Consider the following 26,998-nt stretch of genomic DNA (forward strand, 5'->3'; position numbering starts at 1 on the left):
TCATCATCCATTATTGCTAGTTTAATTCATGCCCTATCAAAAAGCCAAAAAGGACATCCTCTTGGATTCCAGGATGCAAAAAGAAACCCCCGTGTCTTTATAGAGACGTCTCAGGGGTTTCTTAGGATAACGATATATGCTGAATGATCCACTCTGCTGAAAATAAAGACTTCAGAGATTTACGCCTTCGGTAAACCGTTCATAAATTGACTAATGACCTGAATCAACTGTTCCGGTGCTTCATACATGCTCATGTGGCCTGCTCCGGCAATGACCGCTTGTACAATATGCGGTTTATCACTCGTAAACGTGCGTTCCGGCGGGATCACAGGGTCTTTTTCACCTGCGACCAGCAAAACCGGTAACGGTGTAGCCGATAAAACATCACGGCGATCCGGACGTTCCCGCATAGCCAGTGCGGCTCCAACTGCACCCTGAGGTGCGGTCTGGTACCCGATTTCCTTGACACGTGATACTTTTGCCGATAACCGCTCCACATGTTCAGGAGCAAACAATCCCGGAACCAATCCATCCACAAAGCTTACAATACCATCCGTCTGAATAGCCGATACTGCACGAAGACGCTTTTCCTTGCCCTCTTCGCTATCCGGATATGCGGTAGAATGGATCAAACCAAAGGCTTTTAGTCGTTCCGGATGGCGCTGAGCGATGGAAAGGGCGATATATCCTCCCATGGAGTGTCCAAGCAGGACAGCCTTATCCACATTCAGCTCATCCATTAATTGCAGAACATCATTGCCCATTTGATCTATTGTGTATGTTCCCATAGGGGCGTCCGTCTTACCGTGTCCACGCAGATCGGGTACGATGCAGCGATAATGACGTGCAAGCTCCGGCACAACTTCATCCCAATAGGATGAACTGCCGCAGTATCCGTGAAGCAAAATAAGTGCTTCTCCCTTGCCTTGTTCGGCATAACATATCGTCGTTCCATCACATATCACTTTTTCCATATGAATCCCTCTCTCTGCGCGAATTGAATTGATTATATTCATTGTATATAACCAACTTCTTGTCATTCAAGTTGTATATTATTAAGCTTTCATCACATGAATGAAACGTTTATCTCATTTTCCTCGCCGCAAACGCTGCGTCAGCGATCGTTCGGGACATGTTCATGACGAGATGAAGCGAAGTCATCTGCAGGATGGAATAGGGCCTGGGACCATTGACGTTTACTACAGCTGCCACACTATAATGCCCAACAGGCTGCAGCTTCCCCCCTACGGACTGTGCCGGATTCAACGCATGATGGGAAAGATAATATGTACCTGTGGCATGTTTTGGACCCAGACAGGCATCAATAGCAACAATGGCATGATGTGCCGGGATCTGAGACATCCGCTTCTCCAGTGTATCTGCATCGCAAGGTGCTGCTAGCGTTCCTACAACATGACCCACTCCGTGCTCCTCCAGCAGACTTCCTGTCAAAGGCCCGAGTGCATCTCCCGATGAACGATCCGTTCCAATGCAGACAAATGTTATTTCATCAGGTGAATGCTGCTCATAAATGTGTTTAAAAAATAGAACCAGGTCTTCTCCAGGCACACCTTTTGGAGTTTCCCGACTCTGGTGACGCACCATTTCACGCTTGTATGCTGCCAATCTTTTTCCCTCCTTTACACGCACAGAAGCAATGTGAATGAGTATTGTTTTTTTACATTTTATCCGATACAGAGTGATTCCCGCAAAACATTGGCCTGTGCCTGTCCAATCATGATACAATGACAACAGTTTCCGATACGGAAGGGATGGACATAACGATGGATTTGACACAACCGAACGCGGCCAACATGGAATATATGATTGAAGCGATCAAAACCAAGCTGCGTATGGCCAGCGGTGCGGCTATGCAGGCTTCGGCATTCCCCCTCGATAAATACGAGGATTTGCATGATCTGTATGAGATGGTGATGAGCAAGGAGCATCTCAGTATTTCTGAAGTGGAAGCTGTTGCTTCCGAACTGGGGAACCTGCGTAAAGCTTAAAAGCAGCCCATCTTCGTTCACACAAATAAAAAGGGCCTGCCTCCACCAAATGGAGAGCAGGTCCTTTTTATCTTTTAGCTTACTTGATACCCTCAACTTAGCATGACTTGTCATTTAAGCAAGTTAAGGCAAATCTACCAGTACGAATTCCGCTACTTCGCTTCCTGTACTCGTAATCTGCAGATCACAGCTTTTTCGAATACGGGCAGCATCCCCTGGCTTCAGATTGAAATTACCATCCGCACAGGCGATATCCACATGACCACTGATCAGAAAAAGATGAGTGCGTCTGTCTTCATGCTGTGGATACATGATTTTTTTACCAGACTCCAATTGGGTCAGATAACAGGTCACATCCTGTGAAATTGGAAGCGCACCTTCGGCTCCCTCCACACCCTGTCCGGATACGACAGGGCAAAGTCGATTCAGCTGCTCCTGTGGGTCAAATTGTCGATTCGTATACGATGGTTTCAGCATGCGCTGGGATGGCAGGAACCACATCTGCAGGAAACGTACCGGTTCATCCTCGGACGGATTGGTCTCGGAATGTTCCACACCGGTGCCAGCACTCATTACCTGTACCGTTCCCGGCTCAAGTACCTGTTCGGTTCCCATGCTGTCTGTATGCTTAAGATTACCGGATATCACGTAACTCACAATTTCCAGGTCATGATGTGGATGTCGTTTAAAGCCTTCCTGCGGCATCAGCGTGTTATCATTATGAGCCAGCAGGCAACCAAAATGCGCATTGCTTGGATCGTCATAATCTGCAAAAGAAAAGCTGAACTCACTGTGTATCCAACCTCGATCCGACGTGTGCCTTTCTTCCGATGTCACTACTTTAATCATGTTCATCCACCTCCAAGGGTTTAGAGCTGCTGTCTCCATCTCACAGCAGGTCTTGCGTGTATATGAATACTTAGATGAATACCAGTTGGTATCTCATCTTTACCCGGGGTCCGGGGATTCTAATCACGCCCCTAGCTTATGGTTATACGCTTTCTTCAGGTGAGTGAAGCACGAATTCACAATCCGCATGTCCCACGATATTTCCGGCATCATTGCGAATTTCAGGAGGGAAAACATTAGCCAATCGTTCGATGGTTGTCCGATTGGAATATCCAATCTGCTCTAAGATCGATTTAGCAATCCATGCCCATTCTTCCTCAGATCCGTCAAGCACCTTAAATGTTATCCCGAGCCTTTCCTTTTTCAAGGCAAAACCGAATACCCCCTTGAACCCGCCTTTGGCAACAATATTACTGTCTTCCAGAAGCACCGAATCAACCCGTCCGGTTCCACCAACCATAAGAGGCTGATCATTCATGGCAGACGTGATGGTTGTCACTGCCGAGCGTGTCGGTTCATCTTCAATTAAATCCGGGCAAGCCAGCTTCAGATACGCATTCGACAACGCCGATAAAGGCAACGAAAATACCGGAAAGCCGCAGCCATCCGTCCCGAGTTCAATTTCCTTCTGATCAATTCCTGCCATCGAAGCCATCGTTTCCAGAATTTCAAGCTGCACCGGATGCTCCCGCTCCGCGTAACTGTCCAGATCGAAATTTTTCATCTGACTGTAACCCAGGATGCCAAGGTGTTTCCCCGAACAATTATGCAGTATTCTACGCTTCTCTCCTTGATTGCGCAGCCATTGATTTCGGCTATCATCATTCAATGGATAACTTGCCGCGCAAACCAGGCATTCTTCTCCCAATCCAAGTTTAGACGATAATTCCTCCAGCACTTTAATATGCTCTGGCTCCGAACGATGGGAAGATGCCATGATCGCAATTTCTTGGGAGGTTAACCCATAGTGGGCTGCAATTCCTGCACGAATGCCTGGAATGGCCTGAAAAGGCTTGGCAGATGAGCGGGTAAATGCTCTGAAATGTGGATTTCCTGCCGAATAAACGACATCTCCGTTTTCATTCGTGATGCTTATGTGTCCAAAGTGGGCGCATTCCATCACGCCTGCACGGTATTCTTTAACTAACAACGCACTCTCCATGCGAGTTCTCTCCTTTATGCTCCCAGTCTCATCTCTGCTTTGCGTCATTACGCCGCATGGGATATCTTTAAATTATAGTACAAATGCGATGTTTTTTCAGTTTTTTCGACATGATTTTCGGGTAAGCCTATAGCAATCTGGAATGTTTAACCAATCCTATCTTGAAGGAGATATCATTTATGCTGCGTGAAAGCAATTCCTCTATGTTCAGAAATTCTCCGCGTTTACCTTTGCGCTCCCTTTTTGTCTGGAGTGGAATAGGCGTTCTGCTCAGTTCTGCTCTAGTCATTGTTTTGGCCATATTAGGTGCATGGCTGGGTACTCATTTTATCATTCAATTGGACGATCGGATTCAACATTGGTTTTATCTCCATTCTGAATCTCGTCTTGCACTGCTGCCTGTCATTTCCTTCATTACTGCCATTGGTTCTTTCAAGATCTCGGCATTAGCCGCAGTCTGTGCAGCGTTACTCTTCTTTATACACCGTAATTCACGATACTCCATCTATGGCTATGTAGTTCTGGGCAGCTTTGCAGTCATGTGGCTGCTTAACATAGGATTGAAGGAAATTTTCCGTCGAAGCCGGCCTGAACTGGATCACTTAATGGTGGTCCATGGATATAGCTTCCCCAGCGGTCACGCCATGATTTCTATGGGGTTTTACGGCATGTTTTTTGTCATCTGGGCCATTGAACGACAGACGCGGTCTGCCTCCATTATGCTGCCTATTGTGTGCGGTATAGGGTTTGTCGGTCTCATCGGAATCAGCCGGATTATGCTAGGTGTGCACTATCCTACAGATGTATTTGCCGGATTCGTTGCCGGACTTGCCTGGCTTGTGTGTATGATTGGAGCAATCAAACGAATGATCTGAAATTCCTTCAAATTCCAGGATGCCCATATCTGCTTCAGTTGTTTCAGCTTGATGCACGACGTTTATATACGAAGTAAGCAAACGCGAACAGACAACATCCTGCATCAAGTGTAAAGGAGGCGGTTGTTATGTGGGGCATTATTCTCAGCATCATCTTGGCAGTTATCATCGGCCTCATCGGAGATGCACTTGCCGGTCACAATATGCCTGGAGGCATCATTGGAGCCATGGTTGCCGGTTTTGTGGGAGCCTGGCTGGGTGCACTGTTGCTTGGTAATTGGGGACCTGTTATCGGTAATTTCGCCGTGATCCCTGCCATTATTGGTACAGCACTCTTTGTCTTTTTGCTGGGGCTTGTGTCCAGGCTGTTCAGACAGGCTGCCTGATCGGTCAACAAGGTGTTCGTTGTTTCGTAAACGTTTTTTAATTTAAAGAAGGAGTGATTAGACATGAATAAAGCAGAAGATCAATATCCTGTACAAAGCGGTTCAACTTTCGCAAAAGGCATTTTCATCGGTGGCTTGCTGGGAGCAGCAGCAGCATTGCTCTTCGCCCCTAAACCAGGACGCGAACTTCGCGGCGACCTCTCCGAGAAGGTTGGTATGGTTACCGACCGCACCAAGGAAGTTGCTGCCGTTGTCAGTGACAAGGCTACCGAACTGGCTAAAACTGTTTCGACCAAAACTTCGGATATCGCAAAAACAGTGAACCAAGGCCGTAATGACGTAATGGATTCAGTAAGAAAAGCTTCCGCCGATGTGGCTGAAGAAGCATCCAAGGCGACCAGCGAAGTGGCTTCCGCTTCCGAGGAAGCCAAGGAAGATACACGAAAAGAGCTGAATTCGACCAGCCTGTAAGGCTTGAGCGAATGGTCAATAGCCAGCTGAGTTTCAGCTGGCTATTTTTCATCCATTGTAATAGGAGGAGGACTCACATGAGCAAAGTCACATTAAACGGAAATACCCCCGTTACTGGAAGCAAACCATCGCAGCAGTATGATACGGCAGAGCATCCTTTTGAATTGCGCCATGAAGTCAAAAAACTGAACACACGCCTGGATCAGCTTGCGGACAGTTTGGAAAAGGCACAGATCAAGGATATTATCGAGAATTACACCAGTCCCAAAAAACGGATCATCACCAATTTTACTGCGGGTATGGCGAGAGGACTTGGACTTACCCTCGGAACCTTTGTTGTCCTTGGTCTCTTAGGTCTTATACTCAGTCAATTTGTGAACATGCCGATTGTGGGGCAATACATTGCAGACCTACTTGGGTATATCGAAGATTACAAAAGCTAGGGCTAGGCATTATCACCCCTTCCGCACGGATTCGCCTCGTTTCCCGGGGTCATCAGCCGGTCGCTTCGTGGGCTTCAACTTCAACAGATCTCCGGTCCAGCCTTTCATCATCATCCATACATACATGCTAGCCATGCTGGCGAGGATGAGTGCGATGACCAATACAACTCCCCATGTCTTGTCTATCAAAGGCAGGTTCTCGAAGTTCATCCCCCAGATTGCACCGGCAGCCGTTGCGGGCGTACATACCGAAGTAACGATGGTTAGTGTCTTCATAATCTCGTTACCACGAACCCCGGAAGTCGCGTTATCTATAGAAATAAGTGTATCAATTTCTTTTTCATAGTGCTGAAAGAGACGCTCCATCCGCTCAATCCGGTGCTGCAGCTGCTTGAAGAAACGACTGTCCTCAATATCATCCAGATAGGCCTCCCGCGCTGCAGCCATTAATTCAGAATAAGGGATAAACAGATTGCTCCAATACAAAAGCTCAAACCGCGCTTCAAGAATTTGGTCCATTAATGTACGAGCATTACGCGATTCCATCTTCCGTTCCAGTTCACGCAAATGCATTTCAAACTGATCCATGCCCACATGATAGTAGTGCAATATGGCCCGGAACAGAACAAACATCCCATCACGAGCTGTGTTACACTGCTGCAGCATGGCAGAGCGTTCTCCCGTATTCATAATTCCTCTGGTGTTATCATCCAAATTAATCGTTACCAAACTTTTTTGGTCGACATAGAAAAACATCTGATTATCTTTGCGTGAACTATCTTTCTCATTTTTGACTGCATATAAAAGTGAACCAAATATAACCGGATCTGTCCCGTTTAAATATCGTACAGACAGATAATTGGAATGCACCTCTGGGATCTTACGAAGGAAGTATTGCATCTCAGGGAACTCTTCAATAAGCCCCTCTATAACTTCGGCCATCTCCTTATCTTCTGATGCGACCCAGTCCCACCAATCCCACTGCTCCGAAAATGATAATTTGTCACGCTTGGCTGCCAGCTTGACCCGATCCACCGTCACAACATCACTCCTGGATTTCATAATATACAGCACATCCAAAACAAATTTCAAAAAAGGACACGTATGTATTCCAGTGGAATCACGTGTCCTTCTTATTCCGTACTTAACAACATCAGGGATTCACATCTCATAACATTGAAGCATTAGACATGATCTGTTTCAGTTTTTCAGTAGCTCTCTTCTGAATTCGGGAAACACTCATCTGGGATACACCCAATTTCTGAGCTATCGCCCGTTGAGACTGACCATCCTGGAAGGCCAAAATCAGTACCTTCTGCTCCTGTTCCTTCAACTGTCCCAATGCCTGCTGCAAGTCCATCCGCTTCTCCACCGAATCAAAGTCATTTACGTCTGCACTGATGAGTTCACCAAGCGTTGCTGCACTTTCATCCTGAGATAGTGGAGAATCAAGTGAGACGTAGTGGTAACATTCCCGACCAGCTAACACTTCGATGGTTTCCTCTGGGGTCAGGTCAAGGTATTCAGCAATCTCATCCACACTTGGTGAGCGTTCAAACTTCACCGTCAATTCATCAATAGCATGTTGAACAAGTGCACCTTTTTCCTTGATTCGTCGAGGTACCTGAATATACCAGGATTTGTCCCGGAGATAGTTTTTCATATGACCGATCATACTTTTCATGGCGTAAGGTTCGAACGGAATGCCTAGATTAATATCGTACTGCTGCAGAAGGCGAATCAGAGCCATTTGGCCAGTCTGATACAGATCTTCGTACAGATCCGGACGATTCCGGGCAATCTTGCCTGCTGCCATCTTCACCATCGGTTCATACTTGCGGATAAGCACTGTTGCAATTTCATTATCCTTGGTTTGCTGGTATTCCCAAATCAAACCCACGGATTCAGACATGGACTCTGGGGGAGTCACTTTTTCGTTCATACTTTCTCCTCACTTCTTGCAAGACGTTTTACGAGTACAACTTTCGTACCTTTGCCCGTCTCACTTTCCACACTGACATCATCCATCAGGGCTTGCATCAGATAGAATCCAAGTCCACCAATTTGGGCATCTGTCAGCTCCGTGTCATGAAGGCCTGCGCGTGATACTGCCGGGTTGACGTTTTCGAAGCTTGCACCTTCGTCCTTGACTGTAATAGCCAATGTTTCGTTGTCCACTTCAAAAACAACCTCAACCATACCGCCTTCGTGTGAGTAGGCATATAATACAGAGTTGTTACAAGCCTCGGATACAGCAACTTTCATGTCCTCAATGTCCTCATAAGAAAATCCCATTTTGGACGCTACACCATAAAGATTCAGTCTAACAATATCCACATAATCAGCTGTCGCCGGTAAGTTAAGGGTGACTCTTTGAACTTCTGCATTCATTCCTTTTTCGATCCTTTCCTATTGGGAATTCTTCTGTGAGACAAAGAATTTGGCAATACCCGTCATATCAAAAAGCTTCTGAATCTGCGCAGGAACTTCTTGTACTTCAAAGCGTGCTTCCATTCCATGTCGTGCCTTCAGAACAGATAACAGGATTCCAATCCCTGTGCTATCTATATACTTCAGGTCCTTCATGTTAATAATCAAATCCTGCTCCTTGTTGTCCACAAGTGGCTCCATGACCAAACGAAATTCAGGAGCTACCGACAAATCCAGTTCGCCGGTAAGATATACCGTGCACACGCCGTTTTGTGTTTCGGTCTTTGCATTGAATTTTTCATTTTTATTTGTATTCATTAGACATCTCTCTCCTGATCAATGGTTTCCTTACCTAATAACCCAACTTGTGCCCAAGTGAAACAAAATCATAATTAGCAATTATTTCAATTTGCTCGATTCATGGGTGAAGAGGCTGATTTAAAGCCCTTGCGGTCTTCCTGAAATCGTGACAATTTTTGTTTCACACTGCCCATCTTGACGGGTTTACTGATGTAATCATCCATTCCGACAGCAAGGCATCGCTGCTGGATGCCCTCCATTACATTAGCAGTCATGGCCAGTACAACAGGCTGCTTTTCCTTCGGAAGACTTTCCCGAATTTTACGTGTACATTCCAATCCGTCCATAACCGGCATTTGCAAATCCATAAATATATAATCATAGCCTGGGTTCTCTAGAACCATATCCAGCGCCTTCTGACCATCTTCTGCGGTATCTGATGTGAAGCCCAGCTTGCTCAGCATAATCGACATCAACTTTTGGTTAATGGGGTGATCATCGACAATTAATACGGAAGGCTGCATTTCATAACGTTCCATATTCTCCGGCTGCTCTTCCCCATTACCTATGATCAGTTCCGTCTCCACATAGCGTTGAACCTGAATGGTGAAGACGAAGGTAGCACCACGCTTCTCGCTCGTATCCAGATGAATGCTGCCACCCATCATTTCCACTAACGTCCGGCAAATGGCAAGTCCCAAGCCCGTTCCACCGTACTTGCGTGTCATCGATGTATCCAACTGAGAAAATGGCTGGAACAGACGATCCACCTTATCTGAGGATATCCCTATACCTGTATCCTTTACTGCAAATTCCAAGGTCATTCTACCGTCTTTTTCTTCGTTAACAGAAACGATCAGGTAGACTCCACCCTGGTCCGTAAACTTGATGGCATTGGCAATCAGATTCATCAGGACCTGACGCAGTCTAGCCATATCGCCGTACACCAAGGCAGGAACGGAATCCTCGAGGAAATAGTCCAGCTCCAGATTCTTTTTACCTGCTTCCACAGCGAACAGGCCCAATACTTCTTTAATACATGTAACGAGTTCAAACGGATGCTCCTCAAGCTCCATTTTCCCCGATTCCATTTTCGTAAAATCAAGAATATCGTTAATAACCGTGACAAGTGCATCCGCGCTCTTTCGCACGATGTCGATATATTCCTTCTGCTCATCCTTCAATTCCGTCTCCATCAGCAAATCGACCATCCCGATAACACCGTTCATCGGTGTACGGATCTCATGACTCATCATTGCTAGAAATTCGGTTTTGGCTTTGGCTGCGATTTCCGCTTCCTCTTTGGCCTGAATCAGCTGCTGATTCATTTTCTCGAGTTCCTGCGTTTTCTGATGAAGCAGCATGGTTTGGGTTTTCAGTCGTTTGTTCGTGATGAACATCTCGACAAAACCCTCAATTTTGGATTTGAGAATCTGGGGAATAAACGGTTTCACCATGTAATCGATGGCACCTGCCGAATACCCGGCAAATAAATGTTCTGCTTCCCTGCTGTTGGCAGAGATAAAGATAATGGGTACATCCTTTGATTTATCACGCGCTTTAATTAACTTTGCTGTCTCAATTCCGTCCATTCCAGGCATCTGCACATCAAGCACAATGACCGCAAATTCGTCTTTAAGCAAGCATCGAAGTGCCTCTTCTCCAGAAGTTGCCTTGACGAGTTTATACTGTTCCGATTCCAAAACTGCTTCTAGAGCAAGCAGATTCTCGGGGCGGTCATCTACCAATAATATGTGGATTGGTTCATTGAGCCCCATGGCTAACCCTAACCCCCTATTTGATCTTCCGGTATATTTTTTCCGTCCGGTCTAACGGCTCGTAAGCATCGCTAAATTCTGTGAAATGGATCGATTCCTTGGATCCCAGAACAAGAATACCAAAATGGCTCAAGCTCTCATGAAATAGCCCATGCACATGGTTCCTTAGTTCATCATTGAAATAAATCATAACGTTGCGGCAAAAGATAACGTTAAATTCGTTAAATGACCGGTCTGTTGCCAAATTATGCTCTGCAAAAATAATGTTTTTTCGCAGATAAGGGTGAAACATAACGGAGTTATACTTCGCTGTATAGTATTCGGAGAAGGCTCTGGTACCCCCTGCCTCCAAATAGTTTGTGGTGTATAATTTCATCTTTTCAATACCATATACGCCTTCCTTGGCCTGCTGCAGGGAGCGATCATTCATATCGGTGGCATAGATCCGTGCCTTGTCATACAAACCTTCCTCATGCAGCATAATCGCCATGGAATACACCTCTTCACCCGTGGAGCAGCCTGCGTGCCAAATCCGAATATAAGGATATGTCCTTAACACAGGTATGATCTTTTCACGGAATGTCCGGAAGAGCGCAGGATCGCGAAACATTTCGGTCACCGGAATGGACAGATTCTGTACAAATCGTTCGAATGCTGAACGTTCATGCAGAACCTTTTCCTGAAGCCCGGATATCGTTTTAAGACCTTCCGAATGTGCGTAGTGCCAGATTCTTCGTCTCAAAGATGGCAATGCGTAATTTCTAAAGTCATATCCATATAGACGGTGCATACCTTCCAATAACAACTCAATCTCAATCAATTCGCGTTCTTCATCTTGCGGCATGCGGACCGATTGTTCATCAGCCTCGGTAGGTTCCCACGGTGTCATAGATTCTCTCCACTTCTTCATTTGTTTCTTGCGTAATCGATGTATTGTTGTTCATTACCCAAACTATTGGGTTACGAATACAGCCACACGCGCATTAATGATAACAATTGATCTGTTTGAATCGGTTTCTTCACATAATCGGATGCACCAGCTTCAATACACTTGCCCCGATCATCTTTCATGGCTTTGGCCGTCAGTGCAATAATTGGTAATTTCTCAAATCTCGGAATCTGCCGAATACGTGTCATTGCTTCGTATCCATCCATTTCCGGCATCATCATATCCATTAACACCAGGTCAATATCCGGGTTCTTATCCAAAATCTCAAGAGCTTCACGCCCGTTCTCAGCAAATGTAACATCCATTCGGTAGCCTTCAAGCACACTCGAAAGGGCAAATACATTTCGAATATCATCATCCACAAGCAGTATTTTCTTACCTTCAAACAAGGTTTCCTTGTTATGCAGCTTCTGCAGAATTCTGCGCTTGTCTTCCGGCAGATTGGCTTCTACCCGGTGAAGGAACAAGGTTGTCTCATCCAGCAGACGCTCAGGTGATTTCACGTCTTTGATAATGATGGACTCTGCATATTTGCGCAGCTTCATTTCTTCCTTGCTATCCAACTCTTTGCCTGTGTAAATGATAATCGGCAGGTCATTCAGATATTCATCGTCCCTGATCTGGTCAAGCAACTCGAATCCGGTCATGTCCGTCAACATCAGATCCAGCACCATACAATCGTACCGCTGGCTATGGAGTTCGGTTAGAGCCTCGCTGCCTGTAGACACAGCCGTTATGGCAACATCATCATGCCCGATAAGTTCAATGATTGCTTTGCGCTGTACTTCGTCATCTTCCACAATTAGCAAACGTTTCAACTGGTTCTCTGTATAGGATTCGATATGCGAGAAGGCTTTATCCAGCGAATCCTTACTGGATGGTTTTTTCAGGTAGGCAATGGCCCCCATCATCAATCCTTGCTTCATATCATCAATCACGGATATAACATGAACCGGTATATGGCGTGTTGCCGAGCTGCTCTTCAGTTCGCCCAGAATCGCCCAACCATCCATGACCGGAAGCTGAATGTCGAGAATAATCGCATCCGGCAAATATTGACGCGCCATTTCGAGCCCTTTGTCTCCTTGAGTGGCCACAATTGCCTTAAATCCTCTTCCTCTCGCCATATCCATCAAAATGTGAGCAAAATTCACGTCATCCTCAATAATAAGCAGGATTTTGTCACCATCCGTTAGATTGTCCTGATCATCATCCATCTGAACGGATACAGCCGTGTCGTTTGCTGGCATATTCATTAGGGAAATACTGTCGGGTTCTGGTGCAATGACCGTTTGCCTGCTTGAACGTATTGCCCCGGATCGGTTTGCAGACGAATCATACTCGGCAGATGCGGCCGCCAGGGAAGCACCTTCCTCTTCTGGAGCTGCTTCTTCATGATTGTCCGGAAGGTATAACGTAAACGAACTACCCACACCTTCAGAGGACTCGACCTGAATCGCTCCGCCAAGCAGACGAGCAAGTTCACGGCTGATGGATAGGCCTAGTCCGGTTCCGCCATATTTGCGACTGGTAGTTCCATCGACTTGCTGGAAGGCTTCAAAGATCAAATCTGTTTTGTCTGAAGGTATCCCAATTCCTGTATCCTTCACGGTAAAACCGATATATTCCTGATTGGTGTTCAGATACCCCGGAAGTTCTTCCGGTTTCATCTTCCGTCCAATAATGCTCACGGATCCCCGGTTGGTAAATTTGAAAGCATTCGACAACAAGTTGCGTAAAATTTGCTTCACACGATGGCCGTCGGTATACACCCATTCCGGTAGATTACTTTCAAATTCAATATTGAGATCCAATTCTTTTTTATTGGCCATGGGGCCAAAGTTTTGTTTCACAAAAGCGGTCAACTCATCCATTCGAACCGTCTCATAATTGATATCCATTTTTCCTGCGTCTACCTTGGACAGGTCCAAAATTTCATCAATCATTTTAAGCAGATCCGCACCGGACATATAAATCGTTTGTGCATATTCCTGCTGTTTGCTGCTCAGATTGCCTTCCTTGTTTTCAGACAGTAATTGAGACAGGATCAGCAGACTGTTCAGCGGTGTCCGAAGCTCATGCGACATATTTGCCAGGAATTCGGACTTGTATTTGCTGGTCATCGACAGCTGCATGGCTTGCTGTTCCAGCTGCGTTTTTGTTTTCTCAATTTCGTCGTTCTTCTCTTCGACCTCACGAACCTGCTCTTCGAGTGCACGCGTCTTGGCAATCAGTTCCGTATTAAAATGTTCGAGCTCTTCCTGCTGACGCTGCAGCAGTTCTTCGGAACGCTTGAGGGCATCTGTCTGTTCTTCCAGATTTTCATTGGAACGACGCAGTTCTTCCTGCTGTGTCTGCAGTTCCTCGGACTGTACCTGAAGTTCCTCTGTAAGGGCCTGGGATTCACGCAGCAGCTCCTCCACACGCAGACGGCGGCGCACGTTATTAAGAATGACACCCAGATTCATAATGAGCTGAGAGAATAACTGCTTATGCAGATCATTAAAACCTTCAAAAGAGGCCAATTCGACAACACCAATGAGTTCATCTTCAAAAACGACAGGGAAGATCATAATGCTGGTCGCGCGGGTAGAACCCGATGCTGAACCAATCTGAATGTAATCTTCAGGCGTATTTTCAAGAATAATCGGATTCATATCCAGGGCTGCTTGACCAATTAAACCTTCGCCAACCCGATATACTTCCTTGCCGATGTCCTTGTTCTCCTCAAAGGCGTATGCCCCGTATCGTCTCAACTCATCAGGGTGCTTCTCTTCATCAATCAGATAAACCACGCCGAGCTGTGCTCCAAGGACCGGAGTAAACTCACTGATAAACATTTGCGAGATCTGGCGAATGGAACCTACACCACGCAGCAATTCAGGCACTCTGGCTATGTTGGAGCTCATCCAGTTCTGATCCTGCTGTGCCTGCATATAAGCCTTCTCGACTTCCTGTTTTTCCTCCAGGTCTGCTGATACCTCTTTAAATACATTCGCAATCTGCCCAATTTCGTCCGTAGACTTGACCTGAATGCGTCTGATGGTACGATACCGGCCTTTGCCAAAACTTGTGATCATCATCGAGACTGTATTCAGCCCTCGTGTAATACTTGGGAGTACCCATAAAATCACACCAAGTGCGAGCAGCAAACCACCAACCATAATGCCTACTGTAATCTGGACGGCACGGTTATACTCCTCGTTCGCTTGCCTGATTTCCGTATCAATCTCCTGATCCTGAAAACGGGAAAGCGCGTTTAGACTCTCTACAGCTTCCTTCTGCACGGCAAGACCCGTTGAATTGCGGTAGTTGTTCCCATCTTCCGCACGTCCCTGGGCCATCAAGCTGATCTGTCTAGTCGCATATGAATTATATGAATCCCAGGCAGCATTTACACGGTCGACCAGCTGATGCTCGCCTGCACTGTCCGCCCGTTCACGAACTTCCTTGAGGTAACTCTCTCCCCGTTCCTGCATTTCCTTAAGCTCATTTTCTGCAGCATTCGTTGAGTTATTTGGGTTTAGCAGCAAGTTAGCCAGCACTTTCGCTATATCATTAACTTCTCCGCGTACAGACGAAGTATATCTAACCTTTAAGTAGCGCTCCTGATACATCTGATCAACCTGTTGATTGCTGCTATTCAGCCGTTCATAGCTTACAAATGTAAGTACAATCAAGATGGCCATGAGAGCGGTAAAACCAATCAGTAGCTTATTTCTGATCTTCATTCCGTTTCCGCCCCTTTATTTAACGTAATCCACACCAGGCATTTATCATCATCTCGCTCTTGGGGAATCTCGTCGTCAAAGAACACCGCCTGCATGTGACCTTCATTCCATTCATGTGAGCCCTTCAGCTGCTCTTTCAGGAATTCCAGTTGCTCCTCCTGATCCCCTTGAACGGCCTCCAGCAGTCCATCGGTATAAAGCGCAATATGTCCATCACCCTCGTAATGGATGGTCTGTGGTTCTATGTCCATTTTATCGAACAAACCTACCGGACAGCATACGGCATCAAAAGTCGTTACACTTCCATCCTCCTGGAAAAACAATGCCGGCGGATGTCCCGCGTTGACATAGTCAATACGCTTCATTCGGGTATCTACAACCAGATATATAGCTGTAAAATAGTACTGTACCAACTGCTTTTCCAGATGCAGCTGATTAAAGCGACGATTCAACTCCTGTATTACCTTCTCGGGATCTACGTAGGTCGTAACCGTATCCTTTAATACCGAAGCGATAAACATGGTAAACAAAGAAGATGAAATACCATGCCCCATCATATCCAGCAGCAATACGCCATATCGTCCTTCACCAAGCGGATACCAGGAGTACAGATCTCCCGCAAGTTCAAAAGAAGGTTTATAGATGGCATTCACATGGAACAACGGATCCTCAATCGCCGGGCTTAACACCGCATTCTGCACCATGGCAGCCAGCTTAAGCTCATCCTGAATGCGCTGATCGCGTTCCTTATGCCAATCCTTCTCCTGCTTCAAACGGAGAGCAAGCCGAATTCGGGCCATTAACTCCACCTTGTTAATTGGTTTGGTTACATAATCTGACGCTCCTGCATCCAATGCTTCGGCAAGTTTCTTGGAGTCGCCGATTGCTGTAACCATAATAATAGGTATATCCTTAAGATTTTCGAATTTTTGCACGACACCGCAAGCTTCAATTCCATCCATTTCAGGCATCATCATATCTAGCAAAATCAGGTCAATATCCGACGGTCTGGGACGCAGTTCGTTATTTTCCTCCCCGATTCCCAAAACTTCAAACATTTCCATGGCCGAACTCGCGGTTATAATGTCACGATAGTTCTCTTTTTTCAGAATCTCTCGAATAATAATGACATTCGTCGGATTGTCGTCAACAATAAGTATTTTCATTTCTATCTCCCTTATCTGTGGCGTTCCGTTCCGGGTTTGTCGATTTTTATCAAGTCGTGTAACAACCCAAAATATACATTTTTCGCAATCAATACAGCGGTAGACATAACATTTCCTACTATAACTATAATCGTAAAAGCAAAAAACTTCTATCAGTAAATGGCACCACTACAGGAAAAAACACCTGCTCGCTGCCCTGTTTTTGCCGCGTTCTGATCCCGCTTCCAAACTCGCAAAAACATAGATAAGGAATGGGGATATCCCCATTCCTTATCTATGTTTTTGAATCTGAAGCTCGTCTAGTTCAGGATGCTTCAGTTACCATTTGAACCAATTAATCCTTCTTCTTGGCAATCACAAGCACTTTGCCTTTATCAAGTTCACTCTCGTAAAAGTCTGCCTCAGCTTCTGTAAAGCCCATGGATACTATTTTGGCCCGGAGTTCATCACCACGTGATCGGAACAAATTCGCCATGGAGTCGAATACGCCTTCTTCCTTGATACCTATTTCCTTGGCATCCGCTGTATCGGCAATTCGGTCCGTACGATCCTTCTCGTGGGCTAGAACGAAGATATGATCAGCAAGGTAACCAGTATTCTGCAGCTCTTTCACCGCTTCTACCGCTTGAACTCCGTTTTCCACCACTTTTGCATAAGCTTGCGCATTGGTTGAATTCATCGTCTCCACTCTCCTCTGATAATCTTCTTTTCGAGCTACTTTTAATATATAACCTTGCTCTCTTGGTTTGAAACGCTTCTTTAATAAGAAACCATTTCTCCTCTACTGGAGATGATCTTCAAACAGATCGACTCCGTCAATCTGCTCGGTGCCGGGCTTGAAATAAATCTTAATGGCTTGAGTACCCCGCAGATACACTTCTCCATCTTCAGCTACCACATACGGCTCACCCAAAACCTGGCGAATGGATTCGACATTCATGTCTATCCACTGCTGGTTGAGTTTCAACCGCTCCTCAGCTCCATCAATGTGGATATACTGGATCTCTCCGGTATCCTCACAGAGTCCAACCTTGACATCAGCAAACTCATATTCGGGACAACCCAGATACGGATCTGCCTTTTTGTGAAGGGGCTGACCCTTCTCAGATATAATATGACCTTTGCTGTCATCCAGGGAAATGCCATTCAGAGTCTGAAAATGCCGAACCGGTCCGGATCGATCAGCAGCCAGAGTAACCTCTGGCACTTCTTCTTCCACTACCGTCCATTGCATATCTTGAGCAGCAGGTACCGCTGCCGGTTGAACGGAAAAGGGAGAAATTACGCTAAACATAACAAGCAGTAGTTTCATCATGATTCTCACCCTTTCATCAAGTTCAGTTCATCACCGCTCTGAAAGACATTCAGGATTACACAGCGGTCATGTTATTTACGCATACGTTGCCACACATTAGCCGCCAGATCGATGTACTTCACCCAATTTTTCCCGCCCTTTGCCGTATCATTATATGTAGCCTGATAACTTTGAAGGGTACGATCCGTAGGTGTTGCAGGCGTTGTCTGTACTTTAGCTACCTCTGCACGTTTGTTTTGCGGCTCTTGATTGTTGCGTTTGGTTTGAAATTTGGCGATCATCGTCGTGGATACCTGTTTGGCCGCCTCGGTCACCTCATTCAAAACCTCTCCCAGATTTTGTACCGATTCCATTACAGGATCAATTTGTTTCATCTTGTGCTGCACATCAACCGTAATATCATTGGCATGCCTTACCGTCTGCTTCACTTCATAACTCAGTTCATCAATCGTTTTCTGAACCTCCTGAAGTGTCTTGGACACGTTGTCCAGGGAGCCCTGAGCCGATTTCAATGTACGAATCAAAAAGAAAACTAATACTGCAAAAGCCACCGCAATCAAGGCCACACTAATTTGATAGATCATAGAAGAACCTCGCTTTCTCATATACATCGTTTTGTTATTGCTATAGTTACCCGACCATTTCAGGCGCGAAACAAAAATAGAACGGACTTCACCCTTCCCTGTTTTTGGAAAATCCATGAATGTTTCATTACAAAACCCCCAGGTTAAAGAACAACTACACACGGCAGCGGAATGAACATCGCTGACCCCATACTCCCAAACGAAAGGATGAATACTCATGTTGAAATGGTCTGTACTATTTCTAGTTATTGCTCTTGTAGCAGGGATTTTCGGATTTTTCGGTATTGTTGAGGCAGCTGCTTCCATTGCCAAAGTCCTGTTCTTCATCTTTGTTGTATTGTTCGTCATCTCCCTGATTACCGGACGCAGCCGAATGCGATGAATCAGGTTGCTTTGGATAATCTCTTTATCAGATTACATACAAAAGCCTAGCGTGCTTGCAAAAGCCGTTAGGCTTTTGTTATGTGTCTGTCATTTTTGAATCGATTGTCCCAGGGTATAAGGTCCCCCCATCTAATTATTATGTATTACACTCCTTTCTTCCCTATTCCATCCGCACTTCTCTTTAAACCGCATACTTATTCACAAACAGGACTTTTTTACATAGCCAGCCCGGTTTTCTCCCACTGTGGTCTGATATTTACAAGCTTCCCATATACCCACAATTGCTCCAGTTGACTCTGGAGAATAAAAGAAAATATTGTTAAAATGTTGATTCACAAGTGAGGTCGCTTGGTTACTTTTAACACAGAACAACAAATTACATACCTAACCCGAGGAGGAAAAACAATGAAAAAAATCGTAAGTTTTGCCGCTGCTTTGACTTTGATGGGTTCAATGGCTGCTGCTGCCGGTGCTGAGGAAGCGGTTACTGGAACAGTAACTCCGGAGACAGGAACCCAGGCAACAAAACCTGTGGAAACTACACCTGCTGTTGAAGTAAACAAACCGGTTGTTGAAACCGTTGAAGGTACAGCTGAAACTGTTACTGGAACTACTGTAGATTCAACAGGCACTGAAGGTACTTCTACAACAACTGAAACTACATCAACAGATGACAAAATCTTCGATGAGCCTGTTGTAAAACCAGGTGATGAGGTTCTTGTACCTACCATGCTGCTTAACCTTCTGGAGCGCACTTGGTTCTACGATGCACCTAACGGTAAACCAATCGGTGCATTGGGTGCCCAAGTAATCGATACAACTGGTGAAGTTGTAGACGGTTTCGATGGTGGCGAATGGGTTCAAGTGTACACTTGGAAAGGCAAAGCGTGGATCCACGTTGCCATTAAATAGTATCGTATAATCGTTCTGAATATAAGTAAAGAGGACAGCGCTCATAGCGACTGTCCTCTTTTTTTAACAAAATATTTAGCTCAGATCATTCATGTAGGTTCTGCTAAGTCTTCCATTCTCGGCTCAACATGCACGTGAACATGCATAATATTGTGTGAACGCTTCAGCCGTTCCTCCACTTCATCACAGATCCGATGACCTTCAATTAAACTAAGCCCGCCATCCACTTCAATGACTACATCCACAAGCACATGACTCCCATGTACACGTGCCTTGACGTCCTTAATCATCTCTACTCCAGGAACCCGCGCTACAGATGACCTAAGATCCGTTAACTGATCTTGATCGAACCCATCCGTTAAGCGATGTGTGGAATCTCGGAAGATCTCCCAGGCGGTTTTGCAAATCAGAAGTCCTACAGCAATTGCAGCTACCTTGTCCAACCACGGTAAACCAAATTGGGCCCCTACAATGCCGACTGCCGCTCCGATACTCACCCAGGCATCTGACCGATTATCCTTGGCCGCGGCCATAAGCGCCTGATTGTTAATCTGCAGTGCCAAGCGATGATTATATCGGTATACGCCCAGCATAACCACCGCACAGATTCCAGCGACGGCAGCAGACCATAAGTTAGGTGCTGCAAAGTCCCCTTCATACCATGAACGTACGGCTTCAACCAAAACCTGAAGTCCAACCATGGCCATTATAAAGGATGCAATCAAAGCAGCAACGGTCTCTGCTCTGAAATGCCCATAAGCATGATCTGAGTCGGGCGGTTTCTGGGAAATCCGTAGTCCAATCAATACGGCAACCGAAGCAACAATATCCGTAAGATTATTAAAACCATCTGCCAGCAATGCGCTGGATGCGAATAAATATCCACAGATTAGCTTGAAGGCGGACAAGATTAGATAAGCTGCGATGCTGACCCAAGCCCCCCGCTCCCCTTTACGTATTTCTTCATAAGCGTTCAAACCGGGCGACACTCCTTTTACGTTTCGTATTACGGTTTTTACATGGTACCAAATGCCACCCTTGTGGGTCTATAGAAACAGTGTTGCCAAGTTGCATGGCTGTAGGGAAGCCGAAACAAAGTTGCCAAACCGCATGGCTGTAGACTTCGAGAAAAAGTGTTGGCCTAGTCAAAAAGTGAAGGATCCCCGCTTATTATCAGGTTGCCCTTGTGGGGCTTTTGCAAAACGTATAAAATAGGTACATCCCGTCCAATTCGGACGGCTTACTGTAAGACCGGGAGGGAAACAATGATGAGCGAAAGCACTGAACCGAAAAAAATCAGTTTGCAGGATGCGATACGCCAGAAACTGGCGCAGAAGAAACAACAGGCGAACTCTGGTAACCAATCCAGCGCCTACTTTGAAGGCGGACCAAAAGCGATGAAGAGCCAAAACAATAAAAAGCCTAACAATCAGCGCCGCCGTACCGGTGGATCCTAGAGAAATCTCGGATCTGCTTATGCAAGAAAAAAGAACCGCAAGCTCCTTTCAACAGGGCTTACGGTTCTTTTTTTATTACAGTGGAGTTCTGAACCCCAACCTATTTTAAATTAAGCTTCAACCGGGTACATTTTTTTACGCAGATCTTTAATTTCTTCGCTTTCCAGATATTCATCATAGCTCATTTGGCGATCAATAATGCCATTTGGCGTAATTTCGATAATCCGGTTAGCAATGGTTTGGATGAACTGATGGTCATGGGATGTAAACAGCATTGTGCCGTCAAAATCAATCAGACCGTTATTCAGTGCCGTGATGGATTCGAGATCCAAGTGGTTCGTTGGCTCATCCAGGATGAGTACGTTGGCGCCCGTTTGCATCATCTTCGCCAGCATACAGCGAACTTTCTCTCCCCCGGACAGTACACTCGCTTTTTTGAGCGCTTCTTCTCCGGAGAACAGCATACGACCCAGGAACCCACGCAGATACGTTTCATCCTGATCTTTGGAATACTGGCGCAACCAATCTACCAGAGTCATCTCCACGCCGTCAAAGTATTTGGAGTTATCTTTCGGGAAATATGCCTGAGTTGTCGTTACACCCCAAGTATATTCACCGCCTTCAGCCTCTACTTCTCCCATCAGAACGTCAAACAGAAGAGATTTGGCATTTCCGTTAGGGCCAACAAAAGCAATTTTATCCCCTTTGTTTACCACGAAGCTGATATCATTCAGCATGTTCTCGCCTTCAACCGATTTGCTTACACGATCGACAGTCAACAATTGCTTGCCTGCTTCACGCTCAGGTTTGAAGTTGATGAACGGATATTTACGGTTTGATGGACGAAGGTCATCCAGCGTAATTTTGTCGAGTTGTTTCTTACGCGAAGTTGCTTGCTTCGACTTGGATGCATTCGCGGAGAAACGTTGAATAAAGGCTTGCAGCTCTTTAATCTTCTCTTCTTTTTTCTTGTTCGCATCACGCTGCAACGCGAGCGCCAGTTGGCTGGATTCGTACCAGAAGTCATAGTTACCTACGTACAGCTGGATTTTACCGAAATCGATATCCGCAATGTGTGTACATACCTTGTTCAAGAAGTGACGGTCATGGGATACAACAATAACGGTACCTTCATAATCCATCAGGAAGTTCTCGAGCCATTGAATGGATTCAAGATCCAAGTGGTTGGTAGGCTCATCGAGCAGCAGATTGTTTGGAGTACCAAACAATGCCTGTGCCAGCAGGACCCGAACCTTCTCGTTACCACTCAGCTCTGTCATCTTCTTCTCATGCATTTCACGATCGATACCCAGACCGATCAGGAGTGCCGCTGCATCCGGCTCAGCATCCCAGCCATTCAGCTCGGCGAATTCACCTTCAAGCTCACCGGCACGCAGACCATCTTCTTCAGTAAAGTCCGCTTTGGCATACAGTGCATCCTTCTCTTTCATGATCGAGTAAAGACGGCTGTGGCCCATAATTACGGTTTCGAGAACCGGGTACTCATCATATTCGAAGTGGTTTTGCTTCAAAACGGCCATACGTTCGCCCGGGGTGATGTGCACCTCTCCCGAGTTTGCTTCAATTTCACCGGACAAAATTTTCAGGAATGTTGATTTGCCGGCTCCGTTGGCGCCGATCAGGCCATAACAGTTGCCTGGCGTGAATTTGATATTCACATCTTCAAAAAGTGCACGTTTTCCGTAGCGGAGCGTGATGCCGCTTGTACTAATCATTAAGCATACCATCCTTTATTTTAATAATCTGCTACTGCATTCATAGCAATCATGGATTCAATATCCCGTAGCCTATTCTGGCACCATATTATAACACAAAAAAACGGCAAATTCGAAAATTAGCCGCTTTTTACTCGTTAAAGTTTTGGTAATTGTGCAATTGCTGCGGGTATACCCTTACCTTAGCATATTTAGCCCACTTTTGTTAGCTCTTTCTATGATCCTCATGACGAATACGCAGGGTCTCACCGTGTCCGAGCACCCGGATTCGTTCTTTGTGGATTCCGAGTCGTTCACGTTCAACTTCCAGCCGATCCAGCGCTTCCTTAGGCGTATCATCTGCGAGTTTAAACGTACCATAATGCATCGGAACCATAAGCTGTGAACCGGACTCCACGAATCCTTGCAGCGCTTCTTCCGGCGTGACGTGCTGGGACGTCATAAACCATTCGGGTTCATAGGCACCAATCGGCATTAACGTAACACCGATGTCAAAGCGTTCTCCAATCGTTTTGAAACCCTGAAAATATCCTGTATCCCCAACAAAATACAAAACAGGTGGTCCCTCTGATTGCTGAGAACTCTGCGTTCTTGAATCTGAGGACGGTTCGTTCTGTTCACTTGCAGCCGCACTCTCCTCGGATGATGTCGTCAGCCCATGATGCTGCTCCAATACATATCCGCCCCAGTGGGATGTATTCGTATCAAATAACGTCCGGCGGGTCCAGTGCTGTGCAGGGACAAAGGTGATTTTGACGCCGCCGAGCACGATATGCTCCCACCACTTCATCTCATGGCAACGATGGAATCCCTTACGCACCATTTTTCGTTTAAGCCCATCCGGTACAATCAGCAAGGTTTTGGCGGTAACCAATTTCCGCAGTGAAGCGAGATGCAAATGATCATAGTGAGAATGGGATATCAGGATGACATCCAAGGGTGGAATATCTTGAATCGGAATACCGGGGGGACCCAGTCTCCGTTGAAATCCCATTTTTTCGGCCCACACGGGGTCAGTTACGATGTTCAGTCCATAATATTGAATAAAAAAAGTGGAGTGACCGATCCAGGTGATGGTTGTCTCATCCCGGTTGGCATGCAGGTAATCCAGCTCAGGCGGGTGTTTGGGCACGGTATACGAATAATCCTTCACCTTGCTCCGCCGCTGCTCCCTCCACTGCTTGAATTCCTTTAACGTTTTGTCCGTACTTACATTATCAATGTTGTTATAACGGATTTTCGGCATGAAAGGGCCCTCCTCCCTTCCTAATATCTTAACCCAACCTAAGCCTTTTTGAAAAAAGAGAGGCGGATTAATCTTTTGGGTTTTTGCATACTGCCAGATACACGAACAGAAACGCAATCGCAGCAACAATAATGAGCGGCGGTGCATACATGATCGTGAATTCCTCAAAGAAGCTCAAACCCGTTATGCCCGGAATGCCTGTTGCCCCTTCCAGATTCATGAGGTTCATCCTTTCTTTTTACCCGATTGGCCACGGACGTAATTCGCATCAAACAGGAACAGCTTCATGATGAGGATTAGCGACGGAATCAGCACCAGCAGACCGAGACTGAATGCCGTGATGAGTGCAATCCCCATCGTCCGGTTGGTAAAGCTGTCATAGATGTTAATGTACGGATACAGGATATAGGGCAGATGCGACCTACCGTATCCATACCAGGCGAAGGCGAATTGAAGCATTACGGCGATGAAGCAAAAGCCGAGGTACTTTCGCTTCCATACAAGAGAGACCGCAATAATAAAACAAATAAACGAAGCGATAAACATCCACGATATATTGACCATTTGCTCAAAGTGCAAGGGATTCTGTTTGTTAATCTGCAGGAACGCCAGGAAGCTGGCAAAAATCGTGGGCAAGCTCCACAGCAGTGCGTATTCCCTCAGCACTTCAAATGCCGTCTCATCTTCAGCTCTCTTGGCATAATAGGACAGAAACATCGCCGAAATATAAAGCACACTGACGAGCGCAAGCAGTACAACCGACCAGGTATATGGGTTTGTCAGGAATTCACCCCAGCGAAAAAACACCTGCTCACCAACCTGCTCAATAATTCCACCCTCTGAAATAGCCAAAATCGTGGAAAAGACCGCCGGGATCAATAATCCCGTCGCACCATATAAAGCCATGTAGATGCGACTGTTTTTACCATGATTGCCATACGTATTGTATGCGTAGTAGACACCCCGAATAGCTAGCAGCACAATAGCCAGGGAGCCGGGGACCAGAAGAGCTGTACCATAATAAAAGGCACTATCCGGATAGAACCCTACCAATCCAACCACGAAAAAGATCAGAAACACATTCGTCACTTCCCACACCGGTGACAGGTAGCGCTGAATTATGTTATGGATTTTGTTCTCATGCCCTGTGAGCAAGCTATAAAAACTGAAAAATCCCGCTCCAAAATCAATGGAAGCCACGATCAAATAACCGAACAAAAATGTCCATAATATCGCAATGCCAGCAATTTCGAAGCTCAATGGACAATCCCTCCCTCAAGTCCAAGCGAATCCAGCTCTTTCTCAGCCTCTTTATTGCGGAACAGCTTGCTGAGTACCCGAATGCAAGAAAAACACAGGACCAGATATAACAGGATGAACAGAACAAGCATCCATCCTACCGAGGTCGAGGTAGTAGCCGCCTCAGACACTTTCATGTACCCCCGCAGAATCCATGGCTGCCTGCCTACCTCGGCAAACATCCAGCCCAGCTCAATCGCAACCATGGCCAATGGACCGAGAAAAACGATTCCGAGCAGGAGCCATTTCGGATACGGCTTTCGTCCCGGAAGCCAGCGGCGGAATACATACAGAACAGGAATCAGCAGGATGATCACGCCTGTCGTTACTTTCAGGTCAAACATGTAATGAATGGACAACGGCGGCCTCAGATCAGCAGGATATTCTTCCAGTCCCTTCACTTCCGTGTCGAGCCGATTTCCCGCCAGAATACTGAGCGCATACGGAATTTCAATCGCATATTTCACCTCATTATTCTCATCGAGTATTCCGCCATAGACGAGCGGGGCCTCCTTCATGGTCTTGAAGTGCCATTCCGCCGCAGCCAGCTTCTCCGGCTGGTATTTGGCCAGAAACTTGCCTGAGGAGTCGCCGAGCATGACTGTACTAATCGCAAACACTAGGGCACATACCGTGGTAAGCTTTAGTGCCTTTTTGTAATAGACATGGTCCCGGCCACGCAGCAGACTGAACGCGGCGATACCTGCAAGAACACCGGCACTGAGTGTATATGAGGATCCCAGCACGTGAGAAACCTTGGTTGGGGTAGCTGGGTTCAGCATGGCTGCAATCGGATGGATGTCCTTCATGATGCCATTAATCAAGGTAAAGCCTTGAGGCTGGTTCATAAAGGAATTTACGGTTGTAATGAATATGGCCGAAGCAGAAGATCCCAGTGCTACCGGAATAAGCAGAAGCATGTGTGTGTATTTCTTCTTGAACCGATCCCATGTGTACAGGTAGATTCCCAGAAAGATCGCTTCCACGAAAAAAGCGAACGTCTCCATAAATAGTGGCAGCGCAATCGCCTGACCCGCGACCCGCATAAACATCGGCCACAGCAGGCTAAGCTGCAGACCGATGGAGGTTCCGGTGACGACACCTACAGCTACGGTGATAACAAATCCCCGTGCCCATCTGCGTGCCAGCAAGGTGTAATGGATATCGTTTGTTCGCAGCCCCCGCCATTCGGCCAGCGCAATCATGAGCGGAACGCCTACGCCGATGGAGGCAAATATAATATGTACAGCCAGGGTCAGACCGGTTAATATCCGGCTGAGCAGAACAGGATCCAGCGATGACATGGGTGACACTCCTCTTTATCATGATGTACAGCTTCATTTATCTGCTTGTCCATATAGCTCAATAACTCATGATACGCATGATACTTTTCACAACGGCATACAGTACGACCACTGCTGCGACCAGGCAGACAATAATGAGCGTTTTCTCCTGTTTGCGAAACATATACCTGCCATCCTCCTTTTGATCCGATGCAAATTATGGCGCTATAGAC

The 26,998-nt window shown here is 46.2% G+C and carries 29 protein-coding genes; 8 read left to right on the forward strand and 21 right to left on the reverse strand.

The window, feature by feature from the left end:
* Nucleotides 1-179 precede the first annotated feature (179 nt).
* Together AC3RCI_RS24990 and yyaC are read right to left on the reverse strand one after the other, a co-directional pair.
* Nucleotides 180-974, reverse strand: a complete 795-nt coding sequence (locus AC3RCI_RS24990) for an alpha/beta fold hydrolase (RefSeq protein ID WP_127539886.1) — start codon at nt 972-974, stop codon at nt 180-182.
* A 109-nt stretch (nt 975-1,083) separates the two neighbouring features.
* Nucleotides 1,084-1,626 carry a spore protease YyaC gene (gene yyaC / locus AC3RCI_RS24995; RefSeq protein ID WP_227779948.1) on the reverse strand — a complete coding sequence of 181 codons (543 nt, stop codon included), beginning with the start codon at nt 1,624-1,626 and terminating at the stop codon, nt 1,084-1,086.
* Nucleotides 1,627-1,784: 158 nt separating this feature from the next.
* On the opposite strand from yyaC, the gene AC3RCI_RS25000 reads away from it, so the two are divergent.
* Nucleotides 1,785-2,009 (forward strand): DUF1128 domain-containing protein, encoded by a 225-nt coding sequence (locus AC3RCI_RS25000; RefSeq protein ID WP_095292560.1) that lies wholly within the window; start codon nt 1,785-1,787, stop codon nt 2,007-2,009.
* 123 nt (nt 2,010-2,132) lie between these two features.
* On the opposite strand, the gene AC3RCI_RS25005 is transcribed toward AC3RCI_RS25000, so the two are convergent.
* Nucleotides 2,133-2,858: a pirin family protein gene (locus tag AC3RCI_RS25005; RefSeq protein ID WP_336783977.1), complete on the reverse strand. Its 726-nt coding sequence runs from the start codon at nt 2,856-2,858 to the stop codon at nt 2,133-2,135.
* A 142-nt stretch (nt 2,859-3,000) separates the two neighbouring features.
* On the reverse strand, nt 3,001-4,020 hold the full coding sequence (locus tag AC3RCI_RS25010; RefSeq protein ID WP_336783976.1) for an asparaginase: 1,020 nt from the start codon (nt 4,018-4,020) through the stop codon (nt 3,001-3,003).
* Nucleotides 4,021-4,199: 179 nt separating this feature from the next.
* Between AC3RCI_RS25010 and AC3RCI_RS25015 the strand changes: the two genes are divergently transcribed.
* The 4 genes from AC3RCI_RS25015 (at nt 4,200) to AC3RCI_RS25030 (ending at nt 6,195) form a co-directional block, all read left to right on the forward strand.
* Complete coding sequence (locus AC3RCI_RS25015; protein WP_336783975.1) at nt 4,200-4,895, forward strand: phosphatase PAP2 family protein; 696 nt, start codon at nt 4,200-4,202, stop codon at nt 4,893-4,895.
* 128 nt (nt 4,896-5,023) lie between these two features.
* Nucleotides 5,024-5,281, forward strand: coding sequence for a GlsB/YeaQ/YmgE family stress response membrane protein (locus tag AC3RCI_RS25020; protein WP_127539878.1), 258 nt, complete (start codon nt 5,024-5,026; stop codon nt 5,279-5,281).
* Between the two features lie 63 nt (nt 5,282-5,344).
* The gene (locus AC3RCI_RS25025) at nt 5,345-5,752 is read left to right on the forward strand and encodes a YtxH domain-containing protein (protein WP_154896718.1); all 408 of its coding nucleotides are present in this window, start codon (nt 5,345-5,347) and stop codon (nt 5,750-5,752) included.
* A gap of 77 nt (nt 5,753-5,829) precedes the next feature.
* Nucleotides 5,830-6,195, forward strand: coding sequence for a DUF5665 domain-containing protein (locus AC3RCI_RS25030; RefSeq protein WP_095292464.1), 366 nt, complete (start codon nt 5,830-5,832; stop codon nt 6,193-6,195).
* A 12-nt stretch (nt 6,196-6,207) separates the two neighbouring features.
* On the opposite strand, the gene AC3RCI_RS25035 is transcribed toward AC3RCI_RS25030, so the two are convergent.
* From AC3RCI_RS25035 to AC3RCI_RS25085, 11 genes are all read right to left on the reverse strand, one after another.
* Nucleotides 6,208-7,257 carry a magnesium transporter CorA family protein gene (locus tag AC3RCI_RS25035; protein ID WP_336783974.1) on the reverse strand — a complete coding sequence of 350 codons (1,050 nt, stop codon included), beginning with the start codon at nt 7,255-7,257 and terminating at the stop codon, nt 6,208-6,210.
* A 106-nt stretch (nt 7,258-7,363) separates the two neighbouring features.
* Nucleotides 7,364-8,137, reverse strand: coding sequence for a sigma-70 family RNA polymerase sigma factor (locus AC3RCI_RS25040; protein ID WP_095292462.1), 774 nt, complete (start codon nt 8,135-8,137; stop codon nt 7,364-7,366).
* Nucleotides 8,134-8,586, reverse strand: a complete 453-nt coding sequence (gene rsbW / locus AC3RCI_RS25045; protein WP_095361786.1) for an anti-sigma B factor RsbW — start codon at nt 8,584-8,586, stop codon at nt 8,134-8,136. Before rsbW ends, AC3RCI_RS25040 begins: the two co-directional genes overlap by 4 nt.
* A gap of 18 nt (nt 8,587-8,604) precedes the next feature.
* The gene (locus AC3RCI_RS25050; RefSeq protein WP_095361785.1) at nt 8,605-8,943 is read right to left on the reverse strand and encodes an STAS domain-containing protein; all 339 of its coding nucleotides are present in this window, start codon (nt 8,941-8,943) and stop codon (nt 8,605-8,607) included.
* An 86-nt stretch (nt 8,944-9,029) separates the two neighbouring features.
* Complete coding sequence (locus AC3RCI_RS25055; protein ID WP_336783972.1) at nt 9,030-10,703, reverse strand: response regulator; 1,674 nt, start codon at nt 10,701-10,703, stop codon at nt 9,030-9,032.
* Nucleotides 10,704-10,719: 16 nt separating this feature from the next.
* On the reverse strand, nt 10,720-11,592 hold the full coding sequence (locus tag AC3RCI_RS25060; protein WP_127539871.1) for a CheR family methyltransferase: 873 nt from the start codon (nt 11,590-11,592) through the stop codon (nt 10,720-10,722).
* A gap of 71 nt (nt 11,593-11,663) precedes the next feature.
* Nucleotides 11,664-15,383 (reverse strand): response regulator, encoded by a 3,720-nt coding sequence (locus tag AC3RCI_RS25065; protein WP_492526826.1) that lies wholly within the window; start codon nt 15,381-15,383, stop codon nt 11,664-11,666.
* Nucleotides 15,380-16,549 carry a PP2C family protein-serine/threonine phosphatase gene (locus tag AC3RCI_RS25070; protein WP_336783970.1) on the reverse strand — a complete coding sequence of 390 codons (1,170 nt, stop codon included), beginning with the start codon at nt 16,547-16,549 and terminating at the stop codon, nt 15,380-15,382. Before AC3RCI_RS25070 ends, AC3RCI_RS25065 begins: the two co-directional genes overlap by 4 nt.
* A gap of 334 nt (nt 16,550-16,883) precedes the next feature.
* Nucleotides 16,884-17,228, reverse strand: a complete 345-nt coding sequence (locus AC3RCI_RS25075) for a YflT domain-containing protein (protein WP_095292442.1) — start codon at nt 17,226-17,228, stop codon at nt 16,884-16,886.
* 102 nt (nt 17,229-17,330) lie between these two features.
* Nucleotides 17,331-17,864, reverse strand: coding sequence for a hypothetical protein (locus AC3RCI_RS25080; RefSeq protein WP_336783969.1), 534 nt, complete (start codon nt 17,862-17,864; stop codon nt 17,331-17,333).
* 71 nt (nt 17,865-17,935) lie between these two features.
* Entirely contained in the window at nt 17,936-18,448 is a 513-nt protein-coding gene (locus AC3RCI_RS25085) for a DUF948 domain-containing protein (protein WP_110821722.1), read from the reverse strand.
* Between the two features lie 217 nt (nt 18,449-18,665).
* Here AC3RCI_RS25085 and AC3RCI_RS25090 point away from each other — a divergent pair, with 217 nt between their 5' ends.
* Nucleotides 18,666-18,830 (forward strand): DUF1328 domain-containing protein, encoded by a 165-nt coding sequence (locus AC3RCI_RS25090; protein ID WP_082704249.1) that lies wholly within the window; start codon nt 18,666-18,668, stop codon nt 18,828-18,830.
* A gap of 407 nt (nt 18,831-19,237) precedes the next feature.
* Nucleotides 19,238-19,744, forward strand: a complete 507-nt coding sequence (locus AC3RCI_RS25095; RefSeq protein ID WP_492526828.1) for a hypothetical protein — start codon at nt 19,238-19,240, stop codon at nt 19,742-19,744.
* Nucleotides 19,745-19,833: 89 nt separating this feature from the next.
* Here AC3RCI_RS25095 and AC3RCI_RS25100 read toward each other — a convergent pair whose 3' ends face one another.
* Nucleotides 19,834-20,721 carry a cation diffusion facilitator family transporter gene (locus tag AC3RCI_RS25100; protein WP_127539862.1) on the reverse strand — a complete coding sequence of 296 codons (888 nt, stop codon included), beginning with the start codon at nt 20,719-20,721 and terminating at the stop codon, nt 19,834-19,836.
* 291 nt (nt 20,722-21,012) lie between these two features.
* Between AC3RCI_RS25100 and AC3RCI_RS25105 the strand changes: the two genes are divergently transcribed.
* On the forward strand, nt 21,013-21,201 hold the full coding sequence (locus AC3RCI_RS25105; protein WP_492530005.1) for a hypothetical protein: 189 nt from the start codon (nt 21,013-21,015) through the stop codon (nt 21,199-21,201).
* A gap of 110 nt (nt 21,202-21,311) precedes the next feature.
* On the opposite strand, the gene AC3RCI_RS25110 is transcribed toward AC3RCI_RS25105, so the two are convergent.
* The 5 genes from AC3RCI_RS25110 to AC3RCI_RS25130 form a co-directional block, all read right to left on the reverse strand.
* Entirely contained in the window at nt 21,312-22,937 is a 1,626-nt protein-coding gene (locus AC3RCI_RS25110; RefSeq protein ID WP_336783967.1) for an ABC-F family ATP-binding cassette domain-containing protein, read from the reverse strand.
* 205 nt (nt 22,938-23,142) lie between these two features.
* Nucleotides 23,143-24,183, reverse strand: coding sequence for an MBL fold metallo-hydrolase (locus AC3RCI_RS25115; protein ID WP_492526830.1), 1,041 nt, complete (start codon nt 24,181-24,183; stop codon nt 23,143-23,145).
* A gap of 67 nt (nt 24,184-24,250) precedes the next feature.
* On the reverse strand, nt 24,251-24,403 hold the full coding sequence (gene cydS / locus AC3RCI_RS25120) for a cytochrome bd oxidase small subunit CydS family protein (protein WP_170948273.1): 153 nt from the start codon (nt 24,401-24,403) through the stop codon (nt 24,251-24,253).
* 5 nt (nt 24,404-24,408) lie between these two features.
* Nucleotides 24,409-25,443, reverse strand: a complete 1,035-nt coding sequence (locus AC3RCI_RS25125) for a cytochrome d ubiquinol oxidase subunit II (RefSeq protein ID WP_492526832.1) — start codon at nt 25,441-25,443, stop codon at nt 24,409-24,411.
* Nucleotides 25,440-26,786, reverse strand: coding sequence for a cytochrome ubiquinol oxidase subunit I (locus tag AC3RCI_RS25130; RefSeq protein WP_492472815.1), 1,347 nt, complete (start codon nt 26,784-26,786; stop codon nt 25,440-25,442). The genes AC3RCI_RS25125 and AC3RCI_RS25130 overlap by 4 nt, the downstream gene beginning before the upstream one ends.
* Between the last annotated feature and the right edge of the window lie 212 nt (nt 26,787-26,998).

This window comes from Paenibacillus sp. MT124, assembly GCF_058792755.1.